General features: G+C 32.4%; 21 protein-coding genes. 14 read left to right on the top strand and 7 right to left on the bottom strand.

What is annotated here, in order from left to right; translation table 11 throughout:
- Positions 1-145 precede the first annotated feature (145 nt).
- The gene (locus VF726_RS13665) at positions 146-427 is read left to right on the top strand and encodes a hypothetical protein (RefSeq protein WP_440168930.1); all 282 of its coding nucleotides are present in this window, start codon (positions 146-148) and stop codon (positions 425-427) included.
- Here VF726_RS13665 and VF726_RS13670 read toward each other — a convergent pair.
- The 3 genes from VF726_RS13670 to VF726_RS13680 all read right to left on the bottom strand — a co-directional run bounded on the left by VF726_RS13670 (position 420) and on the right by VF726_RS13680 (position 2,316).
- Complete coding sequence (locus VF726_RS13670; RefSeq protein WP_440168932.1) at positions 420-1,091, bottom strand: hypothetical protein; 672 nt, start codon at positions 1,089-1,091, stop codon at positions 420-422. The genes VF726_RS13665 and VF726_RS13670 overlap by 8 nt on opposite strands.
- A 77-nt stretch (positions 1,092-1,168) precedes the next feature.
- Positions 1,169-1,909, bottom strand: a complete 741-nt coding sequence (locus VF726_RS13675) for a hypothetical protein (protein WP_440168934.1) — start codon at positions 1,907-1,909, stop codon at positions 1,169-1,171.
- A gap of 83 nt (positions 1,910-1,992) precedes the next feature.
- The gene (locus VF726_RS13680; protein ID WP_440168936.1) at positions 1,993-2,316 is read right to left on the bottom strand and encodes a hypothetical protein; all 324 of its coding nucleotides are present in this window, start codon (positions 2,314-2,316) and stop codon (positions 1,993-1,995) included.
- A 76-nt stretch (positions 2,317-2,392) separates the two neighbouring features.
- Here VF726_RS13680 and VF726_RS13685 point away from each other — a divergent pair, with 76 nt between their 5' ends.
- Together VF726_RS13685 and VF726_RS13690 are read left to right on the top strand one after the other, a co-directional pair.
- Entirely contained in the window at positions 2,393-4,144 is a 1,752-nt protein-coding gene (locus tag VF726_RS13685) for a single-stranded-DNA-specific exonuclease RecJ (protein WP_440168938.1), read from the top strand.
- A gap of 73 nt (positions 4,145-4,217) precedes the next feature.
- Entirely contained in the window at positions 4,218-4,373 is a 156-nt protein-coding gene (locus VF726_RS13690) for a hypothetical protein (protein WP_440168941.1), read from the top strand.
- Between the two features lie 24 nt (positions 4,374-4,397).
- On the opposite strand, the gene VF726_RS13695 is transcribed toward VF726_RS13690, so the two are convergent.
- On the bottom strand, positions 4,398-4,886 hold the full coding sequence (locus tag VF726_RS13695) for a cell division protein SepF (protein WP_440168944.1): 489 nt from the start codon (positions 4,884-4,886) through the stop codon (positions 4,398-4,400).
- Between the two features lie 48 nt (positions 4,887-4,934).
- Here VF726_RS13695 and VF726_RS13700 point away from each other — a divergent pair, with 48 nt between their 5' ends.
- The 3 genes from VF726_RS13700 (at position 4,935) to VF726_RS13710 (ending at position 8,972) form a co-directional block, all read left to right on the top strand.
- The gene (locus VF726_RS13700; RefSeq protein ID WP_440168947.1) at positions 4,935-6,674 is read left to right on the top strand and encodes a pyruvate formate lyase family protein; all 1,740 of its coding nucleotides are present in this window, start codon (positions 4,935-4,937) and stop codon (positions 6,672-6,674) included.
- A gap of 61 nt (positions 6,675-6,735) precedes the next feature.
- On the top strand, positions 6,736-8,541 hold the full coding sequence (locus VF726_RS13705) for a toprim domain-containing protein (protein WP_440168950.1): 1,806 nt from the start codon (positions 6,736-6,738) through the stop codon (positions 8,539-8,541).
- 128 nt (positions 8,542-8,669) lie between these two features.
- Positions 8,670-8,972, top strand: a complete 303-nt coding sequence (locus VF726_RS13710; RefSeq protein WP_088362508.1) for an ATP cone domain-containing protein — start codon at positions 8,670-8,672, stop codon at positions 8,970-8,972.
- A 35-nt stretch (positions 8,973-9,007) separates the two neighbouring features.
- On the opposite strand, the gene tmk is transcribed toward VF726_RS13710, so the two are convergent.
- Positions 9,008-9,745: a dTMP kinase gene (gene tmk / locus VF726_RS13715; protein ID WP_440168952.1), complete on the bottom strand. Its 738-nt coding sequence runs from the start codon at positions 9,743-9,745 to the stop codon at positions 9,008-9,010.
- 430 nt (positions 9,746-10,175) lie between these two features.
- Here tmk and VF726_RS13720 point away from each other — a divergent pair, with 430 nt between their 5' ends.
- Complete coding sequence (locus tag VF726_RS13720) at positions 10,176-10,466, top strand: hypothetical protein (protein WP_440168954.1); 291 nt, start codon at positions 10,176-10,178, stop codon at positions 10,464-10,466.
- A 106-nt stretch (positions 10,467-10,572) separates the two neighbouring features.
- Here the strand turns inward: VF726_RS13720 and VF726_RS13725 are convergent, their stop codons facing one another.
- Positions 10,573-10,929: a transcription termination/antitermination NusG family protein gene (locus VF726_RS13725; RefSeq protein ID WP_440168957.1), complete on the bottom strand. Its 357-nt coding sequence runs from the start codon at positions 10,927-10,929 to the stop codon at positions 10,573-10,575.
- Between the two features lie 104 nt (positions 10,930-11,033).
- Between VF726_RS13725 and VF726_RS13730 the strand changes: the two genes are divergently transcribed.
- From VF726_RS13730 to VF726_RS13750, 5 genes are all read left to right on the top strand, one after another.
- A complete protein-coding gene (locus VF726_RS13730) occupies positions 11,034-12,968 on the top strand; it encodes a DNA gyrase/topoisomerase IV subunit B (protein ID WP_440168959.1) in 1,935 nt (644 codons plus the stop codon).
- A gap of 23 nt (positions 12,969-12,991) precedes the next feature.
- Positions 12,992-15,529, top strand: a complete 2,538-nt coding sequence (locus tag VF726_RS13735; RefSeq protein WP_440170174.1) for a DNA topoisomerase (ATP-hydrolyzing) — start codon at positions 12,992-12,994, stop codon at positions 15,527-15,529.
- A 5-nt stretch (positions 15,530-15,534) separates the two neighbouring features.
- The gene (locus VF726_RS13740) at positions 15,535-16,134 is read left to right on the top strand and encodes a hypothetical protein (protein ID WP_088362514.1); all 600 of its coding nucleotides are present in this window, start codon (positions 15,535-15,537) and stop codon (positions 16,132-16,134) included.
- Between the two features lie 145 nt (positions 16,135-16,279).
- A complete protein-coding gene (locus VF726_RS13745) occupies positions 16,280-17,254 on the top strand; it encodes a DNA double-strand break repair nuclease NurA (protein WP_440168961.1) in 975 nt (324 codons plus the stop codon).
- Between the two features lie 114 nt (positions 17,255-17,368).
- Positions 17,369-19,084, top strand: a complete 1,716-nt coding sequence (locus VF726_RS13750) for an ATP-binding protein (protein WP_440168963.1) — start codon at positions 17,369-17,371, stop codon at positions 19,082-19,084.
- A 69-nt stretch (positions 19,085-19,153) separates the two neighbouring features.
- Here VF726_RS13750 and VF726_RS13755 read toward each other — a convergent pair whose 3' ends face one another.
- Entirely contained in the window at positions 19,154-19,378 is a 225-nt protein-coding gene (locus tag VF726_RS13755; RefSeq protein ID WP_440168966.1) for a hypothetical protein, read from the bottom strand.
- A 269-nt stretch (positions 19,379-19,647) separates the two neighbouring features.
- On the opposite strand from VF726_RS13755, the gene VF726_RS13760 reads away from it, so the two are divergent.
- Together VF726_RS13760 and VF726_RS13765 are read left to right on the top strand one after the other, a co-directional pair.
- Positions 19,648-20,850: a metallophosphoesterase family protein gene (locus tag VF726_RS13760; RefSeq protein ID WP_440168968.1), complete on the top strand. Its 1,203-nt coding sequence runs from the start codon at positions 19,648-19,650 to the stop codon at positions 20,848-20,850.
- The gene (locus VF726_RS13765) at positions 20,837-23,248 is read left to right on the top strand and encodes an AAA family ATPase (RefSeq protein ID WP_440168970.1); all 2,412 of its coding nucleotides are present in this window, start codon (positions 20,837-20,839) and stop codon (positions 23,246-23,248) included. Before VF726_RS13760 ends, VF726_RS13765 begins: the two co-directional genes overlap by 14 nt.
- Positions 23,249-23,256 lie beyond the last annotated feature (8 nt).

Genomic DNA, 23,256 nt, shown 5'->3' on the forward strand with positions numbered 1-23,256 from the left:
AAGGGTTTATGGCATTTTTTTAGGGATATTATAATTTTTTTTATGAATTAAATTTAAGCATAAATAATCTTAGTTCAGGGATTGTTTATCATTTTTTTTAGGATATAATATGCCCAACTTAAGTAAGTACGGAGGTAATGTAGAAATGGAACTAACAGCGATAAATACACAGCAATTAAATCAGAAATTAAGAGAAAATGGACTGCGGGGCTGGTCGTTTGAATATGATTCCTCAACAGGTCGGTACTGCCTATCTATTTTTGATGCCCACAATCCAGATGATGAACTAGTTTTCTTTTTACATTCTTTTGAACCACATAATATTTCACACGCTATACGCTATAAAAGGGATGGGACGGAAAATCCTGTGGACAAGAAGCATTATTTCTATATCCAAGCAGATGAAATAATTTCTAAATTTATTTAATGTTTTTGACCCTTCCGTTTAATTCCCGTGCGATTTTTTTCGCTTTTTTTAATTCACCGTTTTGTAAGCATATGAATAATTGTTGTTTCATTTTAAAATATGAAACTTGTTTCTTCTTCGATTTTAACTTTTTTTCATAAATATCTAGTTTAGGTAATAGTTGTTCAACTTTCAGTTTGATTTCCTTATACGCATCCATTTTTTCATTTTGTTCTTTAATAAATTCGTAGGCAGCTTTAGTAGGTTTTAGTGGGTTAGTAAGTTGCATATCTCTCGCTTTTTCTTGTTCCGTTCTCATTCGATTAATGTCAAATACATATTCTTTTGGGTAGAACGTGCTTTGATTAACAAAGTCAGTTCTTTCTTCTATCATTTGTTCTAAAGTTATTTGAATTCCTTCCCATTCTTTGAATCCTTTAGCTATAGATTTTTTTAATTCGTTAATTCTTGTGATATCCTCATCGCGGATACCCTTTTTGTCTATCTCTTTCTTCAAATCTATTATTGTTTTATTAGTTTCGTCATAGTAAGCCTTTTCATTTGGTAGTTCGATAGCATCATCTTCAATTGAATCGTTAGGAACAACAGTGTTTATTTTTCCGATATTTTTATTTAAAAGCACTAAAATTAGAATTGCTAAAAATACTATTACTAGAATTGTCAAATGTGTCACTCCTTTCGACCTTATGGAAATCTAACATATAAAAAAAAGAACGCCAATTAAATCAGCGTTCTTTTTTGTTATATAATTACAGCTTTTTTAGAAATAATTTCTACTGCTTCTTGTACCACCTTTTTAAAGTGTTCTTCGTTTTCAGTACCTACACCAATCATTACCGTCCATCTAACAGCGATCTCCTTTACCATATCAGGTAACTGAATTTGATTTTCTAGTTCTTTTAGATGAAGTCTTATTTGTTGGAAATCACTTTCATCTTTGGCGTAGTTCTTGAACCAATTATCAATTTCAGTTCCTTCGTTTTTTGGCTGATATAAATCAAGAAATCTCATTAGTGCTGGATTTTCTTTTTCCGATGCTACTAATTCAGCCACTTTATAAGGTGATAGTAATACAAGTTCTTCGTTAATTACTTCCTTGATCATATTTAACACTTTACCATCGGTTAACTTAAATGTTTTATGATCGATTACTTCTCGCTTAATAAACTTAGTTTTCTTTAAAACCTTGATGAAATCTTCTTTGTTTTCTTTGTTATTAATTAGTTTTTCAACCTTTTTTGTTAACTCTTCTTTATCACTTGCAGCTTCACTTTTAAATTCTTCGATTTTAGCTGCTACTGTTGAACTATCCATATCTGAGAATTCCAATGCTTCCATAGCAGTTTGTAATGAAGAAATCTTAGCATTTTTAATTAAAACCTTATCATACACATCTTTTTGTAACTCCATCATCTCTTCTGAAACTGCTCTTTTTTTCATTTCATTATTTAAGTAATCTACTACTTCTTTTGAATACATCATAATCTCTCCTTAGTATTTGTTTTATTTATTCTACCTTTTTAAAAAATATTTTGTAAAAAAAATAAAAACTCACATTATGCGAGTTATATTTTCTCAATTTCTCTATTCCAAAATCCTCGCCAAGACTTGTCTAGATTTTGAAATTCCTTTTGGATATACAGTGTAATTAATTTTTTATCTTCAAATATATGAAACTCATTTCTTCCGTGAATTTTAATGAAATACCAGTCATTTATTTTCCCTAGATATGCTTTTTCTCCATCTGCCTCGTATTCTTTTTTTGAAAAAGTAAAATAATCTCCTACTGTTTCCTTTAACTCTTGTTCTTTTTGGATTATTTTTTCTGGCAATCCTTTTAATTCTTTAAAATGTGGATCGTTATAAAATTGCTCTACTCTAGTAGTCATTTTGCACCTCTACTTTTTTTTCACTTCGGTTTGGTTCGATAATATAATTAAAGAAAAATCTAAAGGAGATAGTACTTTGATTAGTGAACGGAAAATTGAAGAGTTGTTTCCTTATACAACTCAAGTTGATATAAAAAATTTCAAGAAAGTATTAGAACATATTGGTGTAACAGATCAAGGTATTGATGGGTTTATGCATCCTACAACTGAGCTATTTCATCATCCATTTAGAATGAAAGATATGGAAAAAGCGTTAGATCGATTGCTTATTGCTTTTAAAAATAAACAAAAAGTCCTTTTCTTTGGAGATTACGATACTGATGGCGTTACCACTACTGCCCTCTTTGTAAAAGTATTGCGCGACAAAGGCATTCACGTAGACTATTATGTACCTCACCGTCATAAAGATGGCTACGGTTTAAATCCTAAGAAAATGGAAGAATTCTCGAAGCAATACGATCTAATAATCACTGGAGATACAGGTATTAAAGAATTAGAAACAATACATAATTGTCCTATTGATGTAATTGTTACAGACCATCACGAGCCGTTCGTTACGTCTGATAAAGAGTTAATTGCAAAGTATAATGATGTTGCTGATATTGTTTCTATAGATGGTGAAACAATGTTAATTCCCAAGGCCTTTGCGGTTGTGAATCCTAAACAAATTGATTGTGATTACCCTAATAAATGCTTATCCGGTGTAGCTGTAATTTTTAAGCTTCTACAAGGCTTGTTTATCAAACAAAATTGGGACCAAAACGAATTAATTCCGCATCTTGATATGGTAGCTACTGGATTGGTAGCCGATTTAGTTCCTCAATTTGATGTTGAGCATCAAGACAGCGAAGTCAGATTGATGACAATCGCCGGCCTTCAAATAATGAACTCAAATCCAAAGCCTTGGGTAAGTTCTATTGCTACACTCGCAAAAATTAATGAAATTGATTTTGGTTCTCTTGGTTTTATTTTTGGTCCTAGATTTAATGCACCTGGAAGATTAGATAGCCCTTTTCCAGTTGTAGAGTTTTTATTAGAAGATGATTGGGAACTATCACTTGAAAAAGCAGAGCTACTTGAAGAATACAATAATAATCGTAAACAACTCCAAAAAGATGCTACTGAAAGCATAGTGAATTCCCTTAAGAAACAGGACTCTTCTTGGACAGATAGGATTATTGTGGTCAGAGCAGAGTCTCAGTATCATTCTGGGATTGCTGGACTCGTTGCAAGTATGCTTGTTGGACAGTATAATGTACCCGCTATTGTTCTTTGCGAAAAACAGGTTGATGGAGAAACTTTTTTAACAGGATCCTGTCGTTCTGTTGAGGGTGTAAACATCCTACAGCTCTTACAACTTACGGAGAAAAAAATGGGAAGCTATCGTTATGGTGGACACGAAATGGCTGCTGGTTTAACAATTACTCCTGATCAATTTGAAACATTTTGGGAATGTATTAGAGAAGCTGCCACTAATCTAGATGATTCTTTATTTGAAAGCCAATTGTATTACGAAATTGAAGTTCCGATTAATGAATTAACATTGACTCTAGTTCAATTTATAAGGAACTCTTTCTATAAAATTCGTTTATTGAGTAATGATAACTATCTATACTCTCCCCCTACTCCAATGAGCAGTGAATTAAACGCAAAAGTATTTCTCGAAAAAGACCGGGTGCGTTACATAGCAAACCTATGGGGAACTGGGAAAGAATTATGTATTAAATACTCTAAAGGGTCTTTCAACACACTTGATGTTGTATATAATGCAACTATTTGGAATGATAGAATCTCATTAGAAGTTGAAAACTATAAAATTAAGGGATGAAATTTTTTCATCCCTTTTATTTTGTAATTCGATTATAATTTGTTATCTTATTCTAAATTAGGGGGTGCCTTTTATGTCCGAAGTTTATTCTAAATGTACAGTATGTTATAAGGAGCTAACTCAAGAAGATGAAGAGTTTAATATGCAAGTAGAAAATTTGAATTTTCCTATTTGTATTAGTTGTTTGGAGGAAGCTGCTCATAAGATAGAAAAAGCTATAAAAAAATGAGTCTATAATAGACTCACTCTTTCATTAGTTTTTTAAACTAGGATCAATAAGAATCATCTGGTCTGCAATTTGCTCAATCGCGATATTTGCATAATGACAAGCACCATAGATAATATTTAAAATTTCTTTTCTTGTCTCAATACTTACTCCATCAAGTTTAACAAGAACATTTTTGTTTGCACGGATTTCTTCAACGACAATGTATGCGTCATCTTTATCTTTCATTTCCATCGCACCTACATTTTTGCTCTCGTTGATATAAATCGCTCTACGTGGCTTGTTCTTTTGAGATACTGTATTGATTAATCTACCAGAATAATCATTTTCAGCTTTATTTAAAGTGCGGCTGTATTTCTCCATCTTTTCTGCATTAATTTCTTTTGTATTTTTAGTGCTTGTACTACTTACACTCTCCGTTTCAGCAACTGCTACCTGCTGCTGATCATCACTTTTAAACGCGCTTGATAATGTACCAAATGTTTTCTTGATTTCTGAACCTAACTTATTAGCCATTTGTTTTCCTCCTCTATATTTTCAATTGCCCTAAGGAGGTGTGTTAGTATGAATAACGAACAATTTCTCCCAGGAAAATGGATCGATGAGATTGATGTTATTGATTTTGTTAATTTAAATAAAAAACCTTTCTTTGAAGAACCAATTTTTTTAGTTTCTTCGGAAAAACTTTCACCTTATGTGAATTTTTTAAGTTTATATGTTGGTAAGAATGAAATTTCTCAAATTGAAAATGAACGGCTATTATCCTTAGCTTTTATAAAACAGCATTTAGAAAGCTTACAGTTCGAAGACAAAACGTTCTCATTTTCTTTTACCGAACCTAAACGTTTTAAAGATTTATTTGAGGAAACTAGTTCTTCTGATTTGAGGAAAGCGGTTAAAATGGAGTTATTAGAAAGAAATTTCGGTTTACATATACCGCCTATATTCACACCTGATATTAGACAATTACCTCTTTATGGTGTTAAAAGGCTAATTGCAGATAAAAAGAATCATCTTAAAAGATTAGAAAGTTTTCTACAAACTACAAATTGGATGGAGAAAAGAATTGATTTACATAGACAAATTGAATCGTTAGAAACTTTTGAAGTGAATTTCCCTTTTCCTATGAAAAAACCCGCTATTAATTCTACAGATGCTATGAATGGACTCCTTTCCGCAGTTCTGTATTCTATTCAAGAAAATCCATTCGTCACATTCCATATACCATCATTGATTCATTTTCTAGATGTATATCTTGAAAGTGATATTCAACGTAATAAACTTAACGAAAATGATGCCCAACTATTAGTCAGTGAATTTTATACAAAACTGTTGTTTATACAGTACTTCTTTGAAAAGAAACAAATTAAGTTTCTTGTATTAGAAACGTTATTTTCTGCTGAACCAACTAAAACCACATATCGTTTCCTTCATTTCTATAACCAATTAAAGGGTCTACAATTTCCTTTAATGGTCATTCCTCATAATGAAACCCCATTACCTTTAAAGAATGCATACGATCAATTGATAAAGGAGAAAATGCCTGTTCGTTTTATGCACTCTAGACTATTCAAAGAGAATCAGTTCTACACAATCTCTCATCTTGGGTTTCCTTATAGACCTGATAATGAGGTTATTCTCTATAACAAGCCTTGTAACGCATTAAAATTATTTTATTTGACTATGAATGGTGGAAAAGATACTGAAACAAATCATAACCTCTTCCCCATTAGACAAAGATTTTCTGAGGAGAAAATTAACTTTGGGGAGTTCTGGCAATCGTTTGAAAAGACTGTGTCTTACCTTTTTACAATGTACTCTGAAGCAAATAATTTAATAATGCATCTATCTGAAAAATACTTCTCTCATCCCTTTAGAAACAGTTTTAAACAATACCTTTGGATTTATATGTATCATTTTTCATTCACACAATTAGATGCTTTAGCAAAAAATATACTTGCTATAAAAAACAACGAATTTACATTACATAGAAATCAAAAAGGTTATGTAACGGCAATTCAGCCTCTTACTGAGTTTAATGATGATGAAGTATCCGATATGATTAGCGAACTTGTAATGCTTTTTCAAGAACAAATTGACAGAGTTCCATTTTATCAGTCTGGAAAAGCAAGACTTCACTTCTTCCTTAATCAACCTCTTACATCCGTTAAGAAATACAAATACATCCTCCCTCCTCCGGAATATTTACCTGTACATTTTATTTACCACAATAAAGCCCGCTTCCAAAATTACGATCAGATTTTATCCATTAGTCAATTTGATGTCTTAGACATACAATTTTAGTTTTTTTAACAATTATCCCTATTCATAAATATAATTTCATAAAAACGGAAGGGGAATTATGATGAAAGCAATTCAATTCCACGAAGCACTGAAAAATTCAAATATTAAAGTATCTGATGTAATTACAAAGTTAGTAGAAACTGGTATGCTAACACCTAAAACATATCCTAACGCTTTTGATGAGCAAGGGAAACTTCGACTTACATATAACACGACTAAAAAACTTTTCCACACATATTGCCCTTATCACGATCTACAAAAACACGGAGATGCTTTCGCTATATATAACGATAGTAGTACTGTATTTTGCTATAGTGGAGCTTGCTCTGCTGGAAAACGACCTATGAATCTTATTGAGTTAGTAATTTCCTTAGGTTTCGAACAAGATCCTGCTGTTGCAGTAGATAAAGAACTATCTTTTCCTTACTTTTGGAAGGCAGCGCGTTTTCTTGGAGAACATTTCGGTAAAGAACTAGGTTTAAAATTAGAGGATATTAAATCTGATGGTGTATTTAAAGTCGATAAAAAACAAGAAGTTTTAAAAGCGGCTGCTGAATATTATCATTTTTTAGGTACTAAAACAAACTATGGTAAAAAGCTAGATGCATATATGGTTGAGCATCGTCATTTTAAATTTGGTAAAGTGGATTTTCAGGTTTTAAAAGAACGTTATATGATTGGAATTACCCCTCGTTCTGAAGAAAATAACAAGCTATATCAATATCTATCGAAAAAAGGTTTTTCAGATGATGAAATCCTTGAAGCAAACGTTTGTAAAAAAAGTGAATATGATGGGAAGATTAGAGACTTCTTTAGAAACCATTTAGTTATCCCTTACACATACAAGGGAAAAGTTATTGGTTTGTATGGTAGAAATCTTGATAAAAATTGCGAGGAGAAATATAGACATTTAAGATTGCAAGGTGTAGTTGAAATACCGAATAGTCTTGATGATATTTTTCTGTTTGAAGAATTCTTCTTGGTTGAAGGTGAAATTGATAAATTAGCCATTAATGCTATGGATTTAAGAAACGCTATGGAGGCTCGTGGTACGAAAGGGTTTAAACGTGCTCACGCTGATAAAATCTATCAGTATCGTCTAACGGATCCTTCTAAGTGTAAAAGAGCGTATATGGTATTTGATCCTGATAAACCGGGTCAAGATGCGGTAATGAATATTGCTAAAATGTTAGTTGAAGTTGGTATTGAAGTTTTAGTCATCAAATTACCTACGAAAACTGTTGATGACAAAGTTCTTAAATTAGATGCTAATGATATGCTTGGAGAATATCAAGATCAAGCTAAGGAAGAATTTCTACGTTTAAAAGAACAAGCGATTTCATTTGATGCATTTTGTCTACTGTATAAATTAGAACAAGAAAATGTAACTACACTTTCCGAGGCAAGAATGGCTATTAAACGAGTTTCGGAATACCTTGATGCTATCCCTAAATTAGAAAGAGTGTTCATTCTTGAAGAAGTATTAAACAATCTATCCCCCGCTTTTCTTAAAGTTGGTTTAGATAAAGATTTATTGCGTGATTATCTTAAAGAATTATGGGTTCACCAAGAAGTGAAAAATCCTATTGAAGGTTTAGAAAAAGCTGATACAAATAAACAACCTTCTTGGGTAGTAACTCGAAATGAGGAAACGTATGAAAAATTCAATGATAAATTATCGAATTTACTTTTAGTAAGAAATTTAAGGGTGTTTAAAGAAAAAATGGATGGTAAAAACCTTCTATTCGATGCGTCATTTGATAAGGACGAAATTATTGAATTCAAATCTTATACAAAAGTATTTGTTGGAGAGATAGATGAATCTGGTTCTGGAAAACCATTTCTTGGATCAATAGCACAATTGTAAATTTAAAAAATCCTATTTAATATTTGATAGGATTTTTTTCTTTTTTCTCTTTATTTTTCAATTTAGGTAGTAATATAACAAAAACATTGTGGTGGAATTATACTTTTTTTGATGTAAGAGGTGATTTTATGATTGTCATTAAACAATGTGTAAAGCGCGATGGCCGATTAGTACGTTTTGATCGTCATCGTATTCAAACCGCTATATCGAAGGCATTTAAAGAATCGAATGAGGGTAACCCAAATATCGCAAAAAAGGTGACAGAATCAGTGCTTGAAAGCATTTCTCGCTCTTTTGTTGAAATGGCTCCTAATGTTGAAGAAATACAAGATGCCGTTGAAGATACCCTGATGGAATTGAAATTCCGAAAAACTGCAAAATGCTATATCTTATATCGTGAAATGAGAAATCGTGAAAGAGACATAATCTAAGCACAAAAAATAGCAAAGCTTATAAAAAAGCCCTGCTATTTTTTAAATCTATTTAAAATGTTCATTACCTCTTTTATATTTTCTTCTAAATTTCCAGAAGCATCTACTTTATATACAGGGTGAGTACAAAACTCTTCATAATATTTTAAATAACCTTCTCTTGATTTCTTGTGAAACTCATAACTTTCGTTATCAATTCGGTCTTGTTTTGATGTCCTTTTTGATAGTCTTTCCATAGCGATTTCTGTAGGAACATCTAAATATATTTCAAAATCAGGTTTTTTCGTCAATGCTGGTTTATTAATAGCCCAAACTGTTTCAAACCCTAGGTTTCGAGCGTTTGCCTGATATGCCATTGAACAAGCTACACTTCTAGAACCAATTACTGTCTTCCCCTCTTTTAACATCGGGATTACAAACTTGTTGTTTGTTTCATTTCGAGAAGCAGCATATAAGTAGGCTTCCATCATCCCTACTTCTTTATCAGGTGCATCTTTAATGCTTTTAAACTGGTTAAACATATCGTGTGCTTTTAATACATAATTTTTTGTGATTGGTAGCAAGTCCATATTTAACGCTTGATCAAAGTACAACTTCCTCATTTCATCGTCGATACAAAGGATGATACCTCTAATGATTTCTGCCTCTACTGTTCCACCTGGCTCCCTAAAAGTCTCATACCCTTGCAAAGTTTTTAATACTTCTGATAAGATGCTATCTTTTCCAGCTCCGTCTGGTCCTGTGATATTGAAATAAATATTCTGAAGTTGCAATTAAATTTCTTCCTTTCAAAACTTTTTTCTTTTATTTTTTTTTACTAATTAACAAACAACCAAAAAAGTTATATAATAACACTGATAATCCATTGAAACGCGTTAAATGAATAAGTAAATATCCTTAAATAATCAATAAAAAATAAGTAAGTGGTGTAAGATATATTTACTAAAGTTAAGGAAATATTAATTTAAGTATGATACTATAAAAATCCACGAAAAATTGTTTGAAGTGTATCGGGATTTTATAGTGTTGATAATTTATTCTACCTTTTTATTTATGCGAGGACTATTGTTTGGTAATAATAAGCTATTGAGATAATTTGATACATATAATATAGAGTCGATAAATTTTTCAGTTTAAACACCAAACAATATCAATGGAATTTTATATAAAAATCTGTATATAATTAGTTTCAGGAGGTGCGTTATGCACAACAACAAGGCTAAAATTGTTGCTATTGATGGTGGCAAAGGGCAAGATAAAGAAATGATTACAGTTGGAAATGATGAGGCAGTTTTAATAGTTAATGGACAAGTAACTAAATTAAGTCAATTTATACTATGTGGTGATACTAAAGATACTCAAATTAATAAAGAATCTGACCGAGTACTTATGACATTTAATTGTACTTCTGATAATGCCTCTGGATATTTAAAGTGCCTTGATGTTGCTATAAGTGATAATATAAGAAGAAAATATTTTGGTTCTAGTAAATAGTAAGCCTGGTTACTTTGCGGCTTACTTTTTTATGTTTCTAATGCTGTTTTTTTATTTTCTTAAATAATATAATACCCTCACCTATTAAAAGTGAGGGTATTTTTTATTAATCATTTCTATATTTAAACATATTTTTCATTTGAACTTCAGGGATTGGTGTTGGATCTTTAGCTGGTAAAGGTGTTCTAAACCCTTCAATTTTTATCGTGCTGTAAACCTCTTGTGTCAGGACCATTTTAATATAAATATGTCCCTTCGATGCTTCAAGAACCTTCAATTTTTCTTTTCCGTGTCTATCGGTAACAACCTCAGTTGGTACGAAAATATCAAAAATATACTGACTCCATTTTGGATGTTCAGTTAGTTTTTTTAATTCGTTTGTAACCTTTACTTCGTGCCCAGAAGTTACTGCACAAGCAAACCAACCGGTTTTGTATTTTAAGTCTTCTGTCCATTCTGTCATATTAATCCCCTCTCTTACCTTCAAAAAAGGTTTCATTTCTTTTCTTAAAAATAATAATTAGAAGTCCTTTGACATTTTTATATACGAAAATTGAGGTGAATTCGATGACGAAACAACAGTATAACGAGGAACAAATCAAAGTTTTAGAAGGCTTAGAAGCTGTTAGGAAAAGACCTGCAATGTATATTGGGTCAACCTCTTCAAAAGGGTTACACCATCTTGTATGGGAAATTATCGATAACAGTATAGATGAAGCTATGGCTGGTTTTGGTAACGAAATTAATGTAACAATTCACCAGGATAATTCGATAAGTGTAAGAGATTACGGTCGTGGCATTCCTGTTGGTATACATAAGGAAAAAGGTATCCCCACAGTTGAAGTTGTTTTAACAGTCTTACACGCTGGTGGTAAATTCGGTGGAGAAGGCAGTGCTTATAAATCCTCTGGTGGTCTTCACGGAGTTGGCTCCTCTTGTGTAAACGCCTTATCAGAGAGTATGGTTGCCACGGTAAGACGTGATGGAGAAATTCACAGCATTGAATTTAGTCGCGGAGAAACTGTGAAAGAATTAACCGTTATTGGAACAACTGATGAAAGTGATACTGGCACTCTTATTTGGTTTAAACCGGACGGAGAAATCTTTAAAGAAACCCTGATTTATGATTATGACACAATTTATAAACGTCTAAGTCAATGTGCGTACTTGAATGCTGGTTTAAAAATAACTTTAACTGACGAAAGAGTTGTAAATAGTGATCAAGAGTATAAAAGTGATGTATTTTGTTATGAAAACGGGATTTTAGATTACATTAAATTCCTTAATGAAAAAAAGACCCCTCTTCATCAAAACATCATTCACTTAGTTGATAGTGATGAGGACGTTCGTGTAGAAGTTGGTTTTCAATATACATCGGACTATAAGGAACAAATCACTAGTTTCACTAATAATATTCGAACTTATGAAGGCGGCAGCCACGAGACTGGATTTAAGACTGCTATAACTCAAACCATAAAGAAAATAATTGAAGAAAAAGGTTTACTAAAGAATCCGAATGAGACAATTGATGGCGCGGATACACGCATTGGTTTAGTTGGTGTTATTTCAGTAAAGGTACCTGAGCCAGAGTTTGAGGGTCAAACTAAAACGAAATTAGGTAACTCTGAAGTTAGACCAATAGTACAAAAAATCGTCCAAGATCAATTCAATAAATTCTTAGCTGAGAATCCACAAGAGTTAAAACTAATTATTGATAAAGTAATGGCATCTTATGATGAGAGATTGAGACTAAAAAGAGCGCGTCAAGAAATACGAAATCAAAACAAACGTGAATCTAGTTCATTTATGTTACCTGAAAAATTAGCTGATTGTCGTCAAAGTACTCCTCCTGAAAAAAGTGAGATATATATTGTCGAAGGAGACTCAGCAGGTGGTACTGCGAAGGTTGGTCGCTTTAATGTTTTCCAAGCCGTACTTCCGATGAAAGGTAAAATATTAAACGTAGAAAAAGCTGCTCTAAATAAGATTCTAAGTAACGAAGAAATTAGAAACATTGTAGATGCAATAGGTACAGGTATGGGTGATTCTTTTGATATTTCAAAAGCGCGCTATCATAAAGTTATTATTATGACTGATGCAGATGATGATGGTGCTCATATCCAAATCTTGTTATTAACATTATTCTATCGTTTTATGAAGCCGTTGATTGATTTAGGCTATATATTCTTAGCTCAACCTCCTTTATACGGTATAAAGCGCGGAAGCAACATTTTAAAATTCGCTCGTAATGAGGAAGAACTAGCGCAAGCGAAAAAAGAATTCCCTAATGGATTTGTACAGCGCTATAAAGGTTTAGGTGAGATGAATGCAACAGAATTAAGAGATACTACAATGGATCCTGAATCTAGAATATTAATTCGAGTACGTAGTGAAGATGCTGAGCTTGCGAATGAAATATTCGAAGAATTAATGGGAGAATCCCCTGCAAAACGTAAAGTATTTATCGAAGAAAATAGTCATACAGTAGAACTTGATGTGTAAAGGGGTGTCTTCTCTTGGAACAAATGAATGAAAATATTGTCGATAAAGACTTACGAAGTGAAATGCAATCTTCTTTTTTACAATACGCAATGACGGTTATCAAATCGCGTGCATTACCTGATGCGAGAGATGGTTTAAAACCGGTTCATAGACGCATTATATTTTCTATGTTAGAAGAAAATATGGGACATAATAAAAGTTTTTATAAAAGTGCCCGTATTGTTGGAAATGTAATTGGTAAATATCATCCTCACGGTGATTCAGCTGTATATGAAGCATTGGTTCGTTTAGGACAAGCTTGGAATATGATGGCACCCTTAATTGAGGGACAAGGTAACTTTGGTAGTATTGATGGTGATAATGCAGCAGCTATGCGTTATACAGAAGCAAGAATGTCAAAATTAACAGATGAACTAGTGGTTGGCCTAAAAAAAGGAACTGTTGATTTCCGAGAAAACTATGATGGTAGAAATTTCGAACCAGTAGTTTTACCTGCTAGATTCCCTAACTTATTGGTTAATGGAACACAAGGGATCGCAGTTGGTATGGCGAGTAGTATGGCCCCTCATAATTTATCCGAGGTTATAGATGGAGTTATTGATCAACTTCAGAATCCTGAAATAACAATCGATCAATTGATGGAATATATTAAAAGTCCTGATTTTCCAACAGGTGGCTCAATTTATGGGACTAAAGGGATTGAACAGGCTTATAAGACCGGTCGTGGTAGCTTTACTGTGAGAGGTTCTCTACACATAGAAGAAATCGATGGGTCCCCTGCTATTGTAATTACCCAAGTTCCATACCAGGTAAGTTTAAGTACTCTTCGAAGTAAAATTAGAGAAATTCAAACTATGTTCGATGAGTACAAAAGTAAGAATAAAGGACAAAAGAATCGACGTTTCTACATTGAAAAACCATCAAGAGCGTTAGATTTTGTTGCTCAAGACGGAATTAATGATGAGACTGAAGCTGGAGCAAGTGAACACGAATTAAGACTTGTTATTGAACTAAAAAAAGGCGTTAACCCAAATGTAGTAATTAATCATTTATATAGGTACACTCCCCTTCAATCAAGTTTCAGTATTAACAATACAGCATTAATTCCTGTAGGTAATGGTAAGATGCGACCTAAACTTTTAAACTTGAAAGAACTGATAGATGAATTTATTAAACATCAGAAAGAAATTGTTGTTCGTGAAGCTAAGTATGACTATGAGAAAAAAGAAAAAACGTATCATCAGTTAAGTGGTTTGATGAAAGCACTTAAAGATTTAGATCGTACATTAAAAATTATTCGACAATCGGATACTGATGAAGAAGTTATTCAAGGACTTATCAATTTACTTAGAATTGATGAAGAACAGGCAAAATATATTCTTGATAGAAGAATTCGTACAATCACTAATTCGGAACAAAGTGATTTAAAGGTAAAATTAGACGAGATTACTTCCGAGTTAAATGAACTAAAAGGTATTTTAGAAGATGATGAACTTGTTAAACAAGTTATTCTAAAACAATTGGCAAACATCAAAGAAATGTATGGCCAAGAACGTAGAACTAAGCTTTATCCGGAGTTAAGCGAAATTGTAACTGAAGACTTAATTCAGAATGAGCGTATTGTAGTAACCCTAAGTAATGTTGGATATATAAAATCTACTAAGGAATCACATTATCGTACGCAAAGAAGGAATGGTCGAGGCGTTAGTTCGATGCAATTGGATGATGACGATTTCGTTAAAGAGCTTGAGATTCTATATAAACACGATACCCTTCTACTCTTCACTAACAAAGGTAAAGTGTTTAGTTTAAAAGGATACGATATACCTGATATGCAATCTAGTGCTAAAGGTATACATATATTTAACATCTTACCTGGTCTTGAAGATGATGAACAAATTCAATCTGTTGTTCCCGTTCGAGATTTCTCAAACGATTTATTCTTATTCTTCTCCACTTCAAACGGCATTGTAAAGAAAACCCCACTATCTGCCTACAAAAATATTCATAGAAATGGAATTCTTGCTATAAATCTAGATGAAACTGATCAGTTGGTTAATGTTTCCCTTACCAATGGTGAAAACTCAATTGTATTGGTAACACGTAATGGACAAGCTATCAAATTCGCTGAAAGCAGCGTTCGTGATACCAGTAGAAACACAATGGGTGTAAAAGGTATAGATTTACGTGAAGGCGACGTAGTTATTTCAGCAGACATAGACGAAACCTTTGGTGAATTATTTATTGTAACAGAGTTAGGTTATGGTAAACGTACTTCCCTTTCCCAATTCAAACTCCAAAAACGCGGTGGTGTTGGTAGTAAGGCTATTAAAACAAACGATAAGACTGGTAAAGTGATTGGTTCGCTTGTTCTTGATGTTGAAGATGTGGTATACGTACTATCTTCAAGTAGTTCATTAATAAAACTAAACGCGAATAGCCTATCTGCTTTTAGTAGAAAAGCTCAGGGGACAAAAGTTATTAATCTTCGAGAAAACGATACCGTACAAACTATAGCAAGGTTATCAGACGAAGAACAGGAACCTAGTATTCAGGAGTGATAAAATTGAAAAATAATAAAAGAACCTCTGTCCTTTGGACTGTAATTGCCTCTTTATTAATCCTCTTTTTGATACATCAAAATATGTATGTTGATCATAGATTCTCTAAAGGACATACCAAAAACGATATCCCTGAATCAAAAACTGTTTTCTTTACAGTTAAGGAACATCAATTTAATATCCAGAAAAAAGGATTTGATTCCCTATTTGAAAGTTTAAAATTGTGGGAGTATGACGAAGAAAAAGAAACTGTATACCTTAGGGAAGAATCATTATTACCAACCAAATATACACCCTTAATGGTGATATTTGATAAAGGTAATGATTCATTCGAAAAACAAGAAAACATTCTACCAATCAGTTCCTTCCCGTTTTCTTTAAAAGACTCTGGTTCATCTTTTCAGGTGAATCACGTAGATAAAGATGGAACGGTGTATTTCCAGTATAGAGATAAAGAACTGTCTGTGGCAGAAGGTGAAACTTATCGTTTGCTGTGGATGGAAGGATTCAGATTAAAAATGACAACTATCGAAAACCACGGTTTATTTAATAAAAAGCAGTTTAAAGTACTAAAGTCTGATGATAAATCAAATAATCGCAAATAGATAAACGATAGAAAAATCAGGGATTTCCCCTGATTTTTTTAATTAATTGATAAATGTAATGGGGTTCCCCCCTCTCCCTTTCGAATGCCGCCACATAATAATCGGTAATTCGATATTAATTCAATACTGGAAGGAGTGATTACTTGTGTTCTTTTCGATAGATGAAAAATCGATAAATAGAGCAGTTGATTTTATTCAAAAAGTTAATGGTGATTTGAAAGACGAAGCTGAAAACAAACAGGCTTATGAATTCCATCGTTTTATAGCGAAAAACCATAAAAACATTTTGGCTTCTATTGATGGAAGTCACCAAACTCTAAAAGGTAAAAGTTTTGTATTCTCAGCAATAAATAGTGGATTTGTATTATTCCAAGCTAAAGAGTTTGTACACACTGAAGTAAGTAAAACAAAGATCGAAATCTTAACTAAAGATAACTATAAAAAAAGACACGCAGAATACTATATCAATGTTACGGGTCAACGTCCTCAAGGTGATCTTGATTATGATAAATCCACAGAGCGAATTAGAACCTTATTGGAATGGGATAAAGTTAAGTACTTAATATCTATACTGAATTCCGGGGATATCATTCTGTTCGATGGTTCAATGATTTCAGGGGTAATATCAACTAATAAACAATTTTTTGATTCATTGTGTGAAACTGCAAAGAGTAAAGGGATTATATTAGCTGGATTATCTAAAGATACTTCACTTTTAAAAGATAATATACCGGTTCCGTTGCTGTTAGCCGAGCAGGCTAGACATCAAAACATCGTAGATAATTGGTATAGCTATTATGAACCTGAAAAAACTTACTTTGTAAAGTTTCGTAAAATGATAGATTTAGTGTTTCGATTGGATTTAGTTTTACCGGATAATTTAACAGCAGCAGATGTAATCCCATTGATAGCATCTTATTGTTATGACAGAGGTAATCCTGCGTATCCTTTCCCTCTTCTAATGATCCACGATAGCGTTAGAATAAGTGATCAGCAGTTTCATATTTGCCTAGAAACTTTTAAAGATGAATGTAGATTAAGAAAGATTCCTATGAATTTTGTTGGTGAACTATTTTCTATTTATCACGATCAGTTAGATACTATGTCATACGGTAGGTAGACATAATATTATTATGTATTCTTTTGTTCCATTGCGGATTAACTGCTTTGAATCTTTTCTGCGGATTCAATAATAATATCCGCGTTTTTAATAATTAGGAGTGAATTAATTTAGATGATGAAAAAAGTTTTTATTGGTGGACATATCTATGGGAAAGGCCTTTCAAAGGTACTTTTTGTATACGATTCTATTCAAAAAGTTAATGGTGAAATTATAAGAACCCCTATAGAGAATGGTGAAATACTTATTTCTGAAGAAGAGTATTCTCCTGAGAAATATTTCCTACGAGTTACTGATATCCTATATGGTCAAAGTGAGGCTTGGGCTCTAGAAATGGCTAGAGGTTATAATTTCTATGAGAAAAATAATGATTTAAGTGATGAACACGAAGATCCTCAAAATTTATATCAGGCTCCTCGAGAAGAACAAATATTTAATGTAGCTGTCTGTGAAATACTTGGTATCTCTAGGCAAGATAAGTTCGTATCCGCAAGAAGACCACCTTCTTATTTCTCCAAAGTAAGAAAACTACACAAAGATGATTTATTAGGTCCCCTCTCTCAAACCACTGGTGATTTAAAATTTGCCCATATACGTTCTGGTGAAAGTGTCATAGATTTTGAAGCAGGAATATTTAAAAAGAATATTTCAAAGCATACTTTTATTACTGCAAGAACCGGTGGTGGTAAATCAAATAGTATGAAAGTCATTGAAGGTAAAATAATGGAAAGTAATGGAGATGTTGCATCCCTTATATTTGAGCCTCACGGTGAATACATAAAAGATTTAAAACGTCATCCTTACGCTGCTCAACAACTTATTGTCTATAACCAAGATGGTAGAGATCAAGATAGAAAAATAAGGATTTCATATAGCCGTATTACTATTGAAAACTTACTAAATATAAAAAAACAAATGAAATGGTCTGAACCTCAAGAGCGTTTTATGTTTGAAGCTCAATCTCTTTTAAAGAAAAATTGGTTTAAAACAATTGTTGAAACACCTTTCGATGAGGCAGAATATCTAGCAATGAACGGCGGATTACAAGATGCTAGTAACGGGCTAGAGACATTTGTTCAAAATGAATTTTCAAAGGTAAGGCAAGAAACTCCGATTTACTTAAGAAATATTTTTAGTAATGTTCATCCTGATACAGTTAAAGCTACAAAATCGAAATTACTCCGTTTAGCCCGTTCCCCATTCCTTACTGCTACCGAAGAACAAGATGATATGGATCTCATAATGAAGTATCTTATTGATGGCAAAGTTGTACTAGTTGATATGGCCTCTCTATCAGGTCTTCAAGAATTATTCCTCTCCTCTATTCTTGCTGGTGAAGTATTAAAAAGACAAAAAGCAAGATACTCCAAAGAAAGAGATAACTTTGAAAATGGAAAGTATCCCCCTATCGCAATCGTTATTGAAGAAGCTCAAAGGGTGTTAGGTAAAGGTGAAGATTCTGAAGGGAATATTTTTTCTCAAATTGTGAATGAAGGACGAAAGTTCCTAACGGGATTAATAGCTATAACACAACAACCTAAACTAATGGATCCAGTTGTACTATCTCAAATGAACACCCATATTATTTTAGGTATCTCTGATGAAACGGATTTTGATATATTAAAGGGTCGATGTCAAAAACCTATTCACAATTTAAAACTAGAAATATCTCAATTAATGGCTGGTGAAGCAATAATATCATCTCCTGATTCCCCATTTGCTATGCCTGTTAAAATTTTTGAATATAACCAGTATATAGACAAGCTGAAAAAGAAAATGCCTAAAAGGCAAGATGATACGAACCGTTTTGCTAGCTTTCTTGTAGATTAATTTTCTAAAATTACAAACAAAAAAACAAAGGTGCTAACTCAAAATAGTTAGTACCTTTTTATGTTTAGGTTATCGTGTTGCCCAAAAACCTTTAGGATTGTGTGGGCTATATGTATCTTTGTGAATTATTGCTTTATCTCCAGCTTGATATTTTTCTAACAGTTCATCCCCTATTTTCATACATTCTTTCAAATCGGAGTTTCTATATTCTATATCACAAATTCCTATTTCACCCCTTTTATATAGCTGTACCTTATAACCGCTACCTAAAAGGGGGGAAATATATACATACACTCTACCTTTCACTTTTTGCAGGTGATAAAATCTCTTTGAAAAAAACCAATTAACTCTCATAATATTACCTCGTCTTCTTATATTAATTTTCCGTTATAGTGATTTAATTATATCTAGAAAATAACTAATATCAACAAAGTATATGATTTCCCCACTACCAATATTATCCTCAGATATTATTAATCCAAAATTTATTTATAAAACTTTTTTCATATTATGTTTTTACCTATTTTATAATTTAACTATAAAAATATAAAAAGAGGTGCAATATGGGCAAAAAAATTCGATTTTTACATACAGGAGATACACACAATGGGTACAGCGGAAATGCTAGTTCTCATAATGAATTTGAAGAACTTAAAGTTAATAAGACAACAGAGTCAGGGTTGAACATTAGAACGGATGATGTAAATAAGGCTTTTGCGCAAGTCATTGACATTGCTATTGAAGAAGATGTAGATTTCGTTACTCACTCCGGAGACGGAATGAATCATTGGGGATATAAACATCCAGCTCAATTTAACTTCTATATGAAACACGTAAAACGTTTTACTGACTTAGGGAAACATTGGTTTGAAATAGCTGGTAATCACAACTTCGCGAAAAAGTCTGAAGTTGGTAGTGATCTATTTAAATTATCACTACTACCTAATGTGACTACTGTTTATAAAGGTTTTTATGAGCAATATGAAATCCCAGGTACCAATGTAATTTGTCACGGCCTCCCCTCTTCTTTTAACAAGGACGTATTTCAGTCTGAATTGAAAAAAATTAATAAAGTTGATGACAAAATTAATATTCTTGTGGCTCATTGCGGTGTATCAACTATCCCTCAATATACGAACAATGAAAGTTCTATTGTTGTCCATCTTGACGATTTAGTTAATTTGCAAATGGATTATGTAGCATTAGGAGATTTCCATCGTTTTACTGACCTAGGGCATAACATTATTTACCCGGGACCGATTGAACATCTAGCTTTTGGCCAAGAAGAAAACCCGCGTGTTCTAATTGTTGAAATCGATACTGAAACAAAAGAAGTAACGATTAAACATCGTTTTTTAAATGTTAGACCGATGATTGATATGAAGCCGATTGATGCTAAAAATAAAGAGTTAAAAAACATTCAAGAACAAATCCTAAAGAGATTTAAAGAATGTGATGTTGATGGAGCAATTGTCCGCTTAAGAATAGAAAATTTATCAAAAACTTTAAAACATAGACATTTATTTTTAACCGATGAAATCAGAGAACAAATTGATAGATGCTTGTACTTCAAATTTGAGTTCAAAAACAAAATAGAACTGTCTGAAAGTATCCGGCTTAAAGACGATATCCCTTTTGAAAGTTTACAAGATGGTTTAACTAGTTTCATTAAACAAATGCCTGAGGATCCTAACTACTCTTTAAATGAACTACAATCGTGTGCAGCAAAGTACTTATCGGAGGTATTAGAAAATGATTTTGAATGAGTTAACTGGTGAATATGTACGTCAATTTAAAACAAATCTAACTGAAAACCCTATTGTTTTCCCCGAGGGCGGATTGATTAATGTAAATGGTGATAATGGTGGCGGAAAAACAACAATCTTTATGCTTGTTGAGTTAGCCCTGTTCGGAAGTATTACTGGTGTGAAAGCAACGGAAATAAAAAATAATGAAGCCAAAAAAAATCAAAAGTGGTTTGTAAAATTAACATTCACCATCAGCGAAAAACAATACACTGTCTATAGACACGAAACTACTGCAAAAGCGTATCTTGAGTATAATGGCGAACAAATACAAACTGGTCAACTCGAAGTTACGGATTACATTGAAAATACAGTATTAGGAATGGATCAAAAAACATTTGTAAATACTTTCTATGCAAAGCAAGATGAATTTGACAACTTAATTAAAATGACAAACGAAAAGCGCAAAAAAGAAATCTCTCGTCTACTACGTTTTAATCAGATTGATAAAGCGCTCGAAAACGTTCGTAGAGATAAAAATAAATTAGTAACTGTAATCGATGAAAGTAGTAGACATATTAAGGATCCTGCACTTTTTACTGAGAGAAAAAGTGAACTGAATACTTCTATTACCGATTCAGCTGCTAAGTTAAGTAAACAAGCGGACTGCGTAAAAGAAAATGAAAAAATATATAATGAACTTTTACTTAAAAAAGAACGATTAGATGAACAATTTCAACAGTATCAGCAAAAAAATTCACTTTGTAGAGAATTAAACAAAGAAAAAAGTAATTTAAATGAACTGACATTAAAAAACGTACAAGTTCAATTGGACGAAATTGAACATCTAAAAAAAGAATTCTCAAGTTTGCAGCAAGAAGTAATGGATTTTGATTCTTTGACAAAACAATTACAAGAAATGCAAAGTAATAGAGTTGTATTTGCACAAAAAGAACAACTGCGTGAACAAACCCAAAATTTAAAACAAAGATTAACGTCTAAGAAAGAACGATTAGATAATCTAAAAGAGAAGTTATCGTCGCAAGACTTTAGTGAAAGAATCTTTGAGTTAGTCTCCTCTATTTCTAACGTTGAACAAGCAATATCAACACTTAATGACGAAATAGTCGATATCAGAAGTACACTGGCTTATGTAACTAATGAAGGAAAAAGATTAAAAAACGAACGAAGTCATATCCAACAACTTGGTGCGGAATCTTCTTGCCCTACTTGTAAGCGCGCTATGGGTGAGCATTTCAGTGCTCTTACAAACCACTTTAACGATAATTTGCAGAAACTTTCTAAACAATTTACTGATTTAAATACACAACTTAAAAATAAAGAAAATGAAAAGATTAACAAACAAAATGAAGTAAACACTTTAAAGCAAGAAAAAGGAAATGTTGAATCTGCGCAGCACTCAGCGCGTATTACTCAAAATGAATATCAAACGTTACAACAAGATTTCCAAAATGATAAACAGTTTTATTTATCTACTCAAAAGCAATATGAAGAAATGGAAGATGTTACTTTTGATTTAAATGCATTCAATGATTTATCAAATAAAATTACAGAATTACAAGCTAAAAAAGAAAGATATAATTACATATCTGCGGTTATTGCAAATGAGTCCCCTCTTAAAGAACAAAAGAATGAAGTTATTAAAAGAATTGATGAAATTAAAGATCAGATTAAACATATTGAAAAAGATATCGAATCATTAAACTTTGATGAAAATACATATAAAGAATTCCAAAGTAATATTAATGAATCTGTTGCTGCCCTTCGCAATTCTGAAAAAGAATATTCTTACCTGAATGAGAATGTGAAAACCTATGAAATACAATTAAATCAACTTCTTGATGAAGAAAAAGAAAATGAATTAAAACAAAAAGAATTGGATTCGAGAAAGCACCAACTGGGTCTTTTACTAATGACAGAGGAAATATACAAAAATTATAAGATTGATCGGATGTCTAAAATTGCTCCTTCAATTGCCCGAATTATGGAAGACTTAATCTCCTTTATGACGAACGGGAAGTATGACCGTGTTGATTTAGACGATCATTATAATATTTTCGTTTATCGAAACGGGATAAAACAACCGTTCCACCTATTCTCTGGTGGTGAACAGAAAATGATTGCTTTGTGTATGCGTCTAGCCGTTTCAAGAATTTTATTATCTCAAGGTAATCATAGACGTTTTGATTATTTAGCCTTAGATGAAGTTTTAGGTTCGATGGATGAGAATCGACAAGTTTCAATTGTTAATGCGTTGAAAAAGTTACTTGCAGTATTTAAACAAATCTTTATGATTACTCATAATTCGAATATTAAAGACCTATTTGATTACACTTTACAGGTTGAACAATTAAACGATTTATCCTCAAGAGCCTTTTGGATTGACGAGGCCGCTTAATCAGATTC

It is taken from the genome of Bacillus sp. Brlt_9, from assembly GCF_051948935.1.
Lineage (GTDB): Bacteria > Bacillota > Bacilli > Bacillales > Bacillaceae_G > Bacillus_A.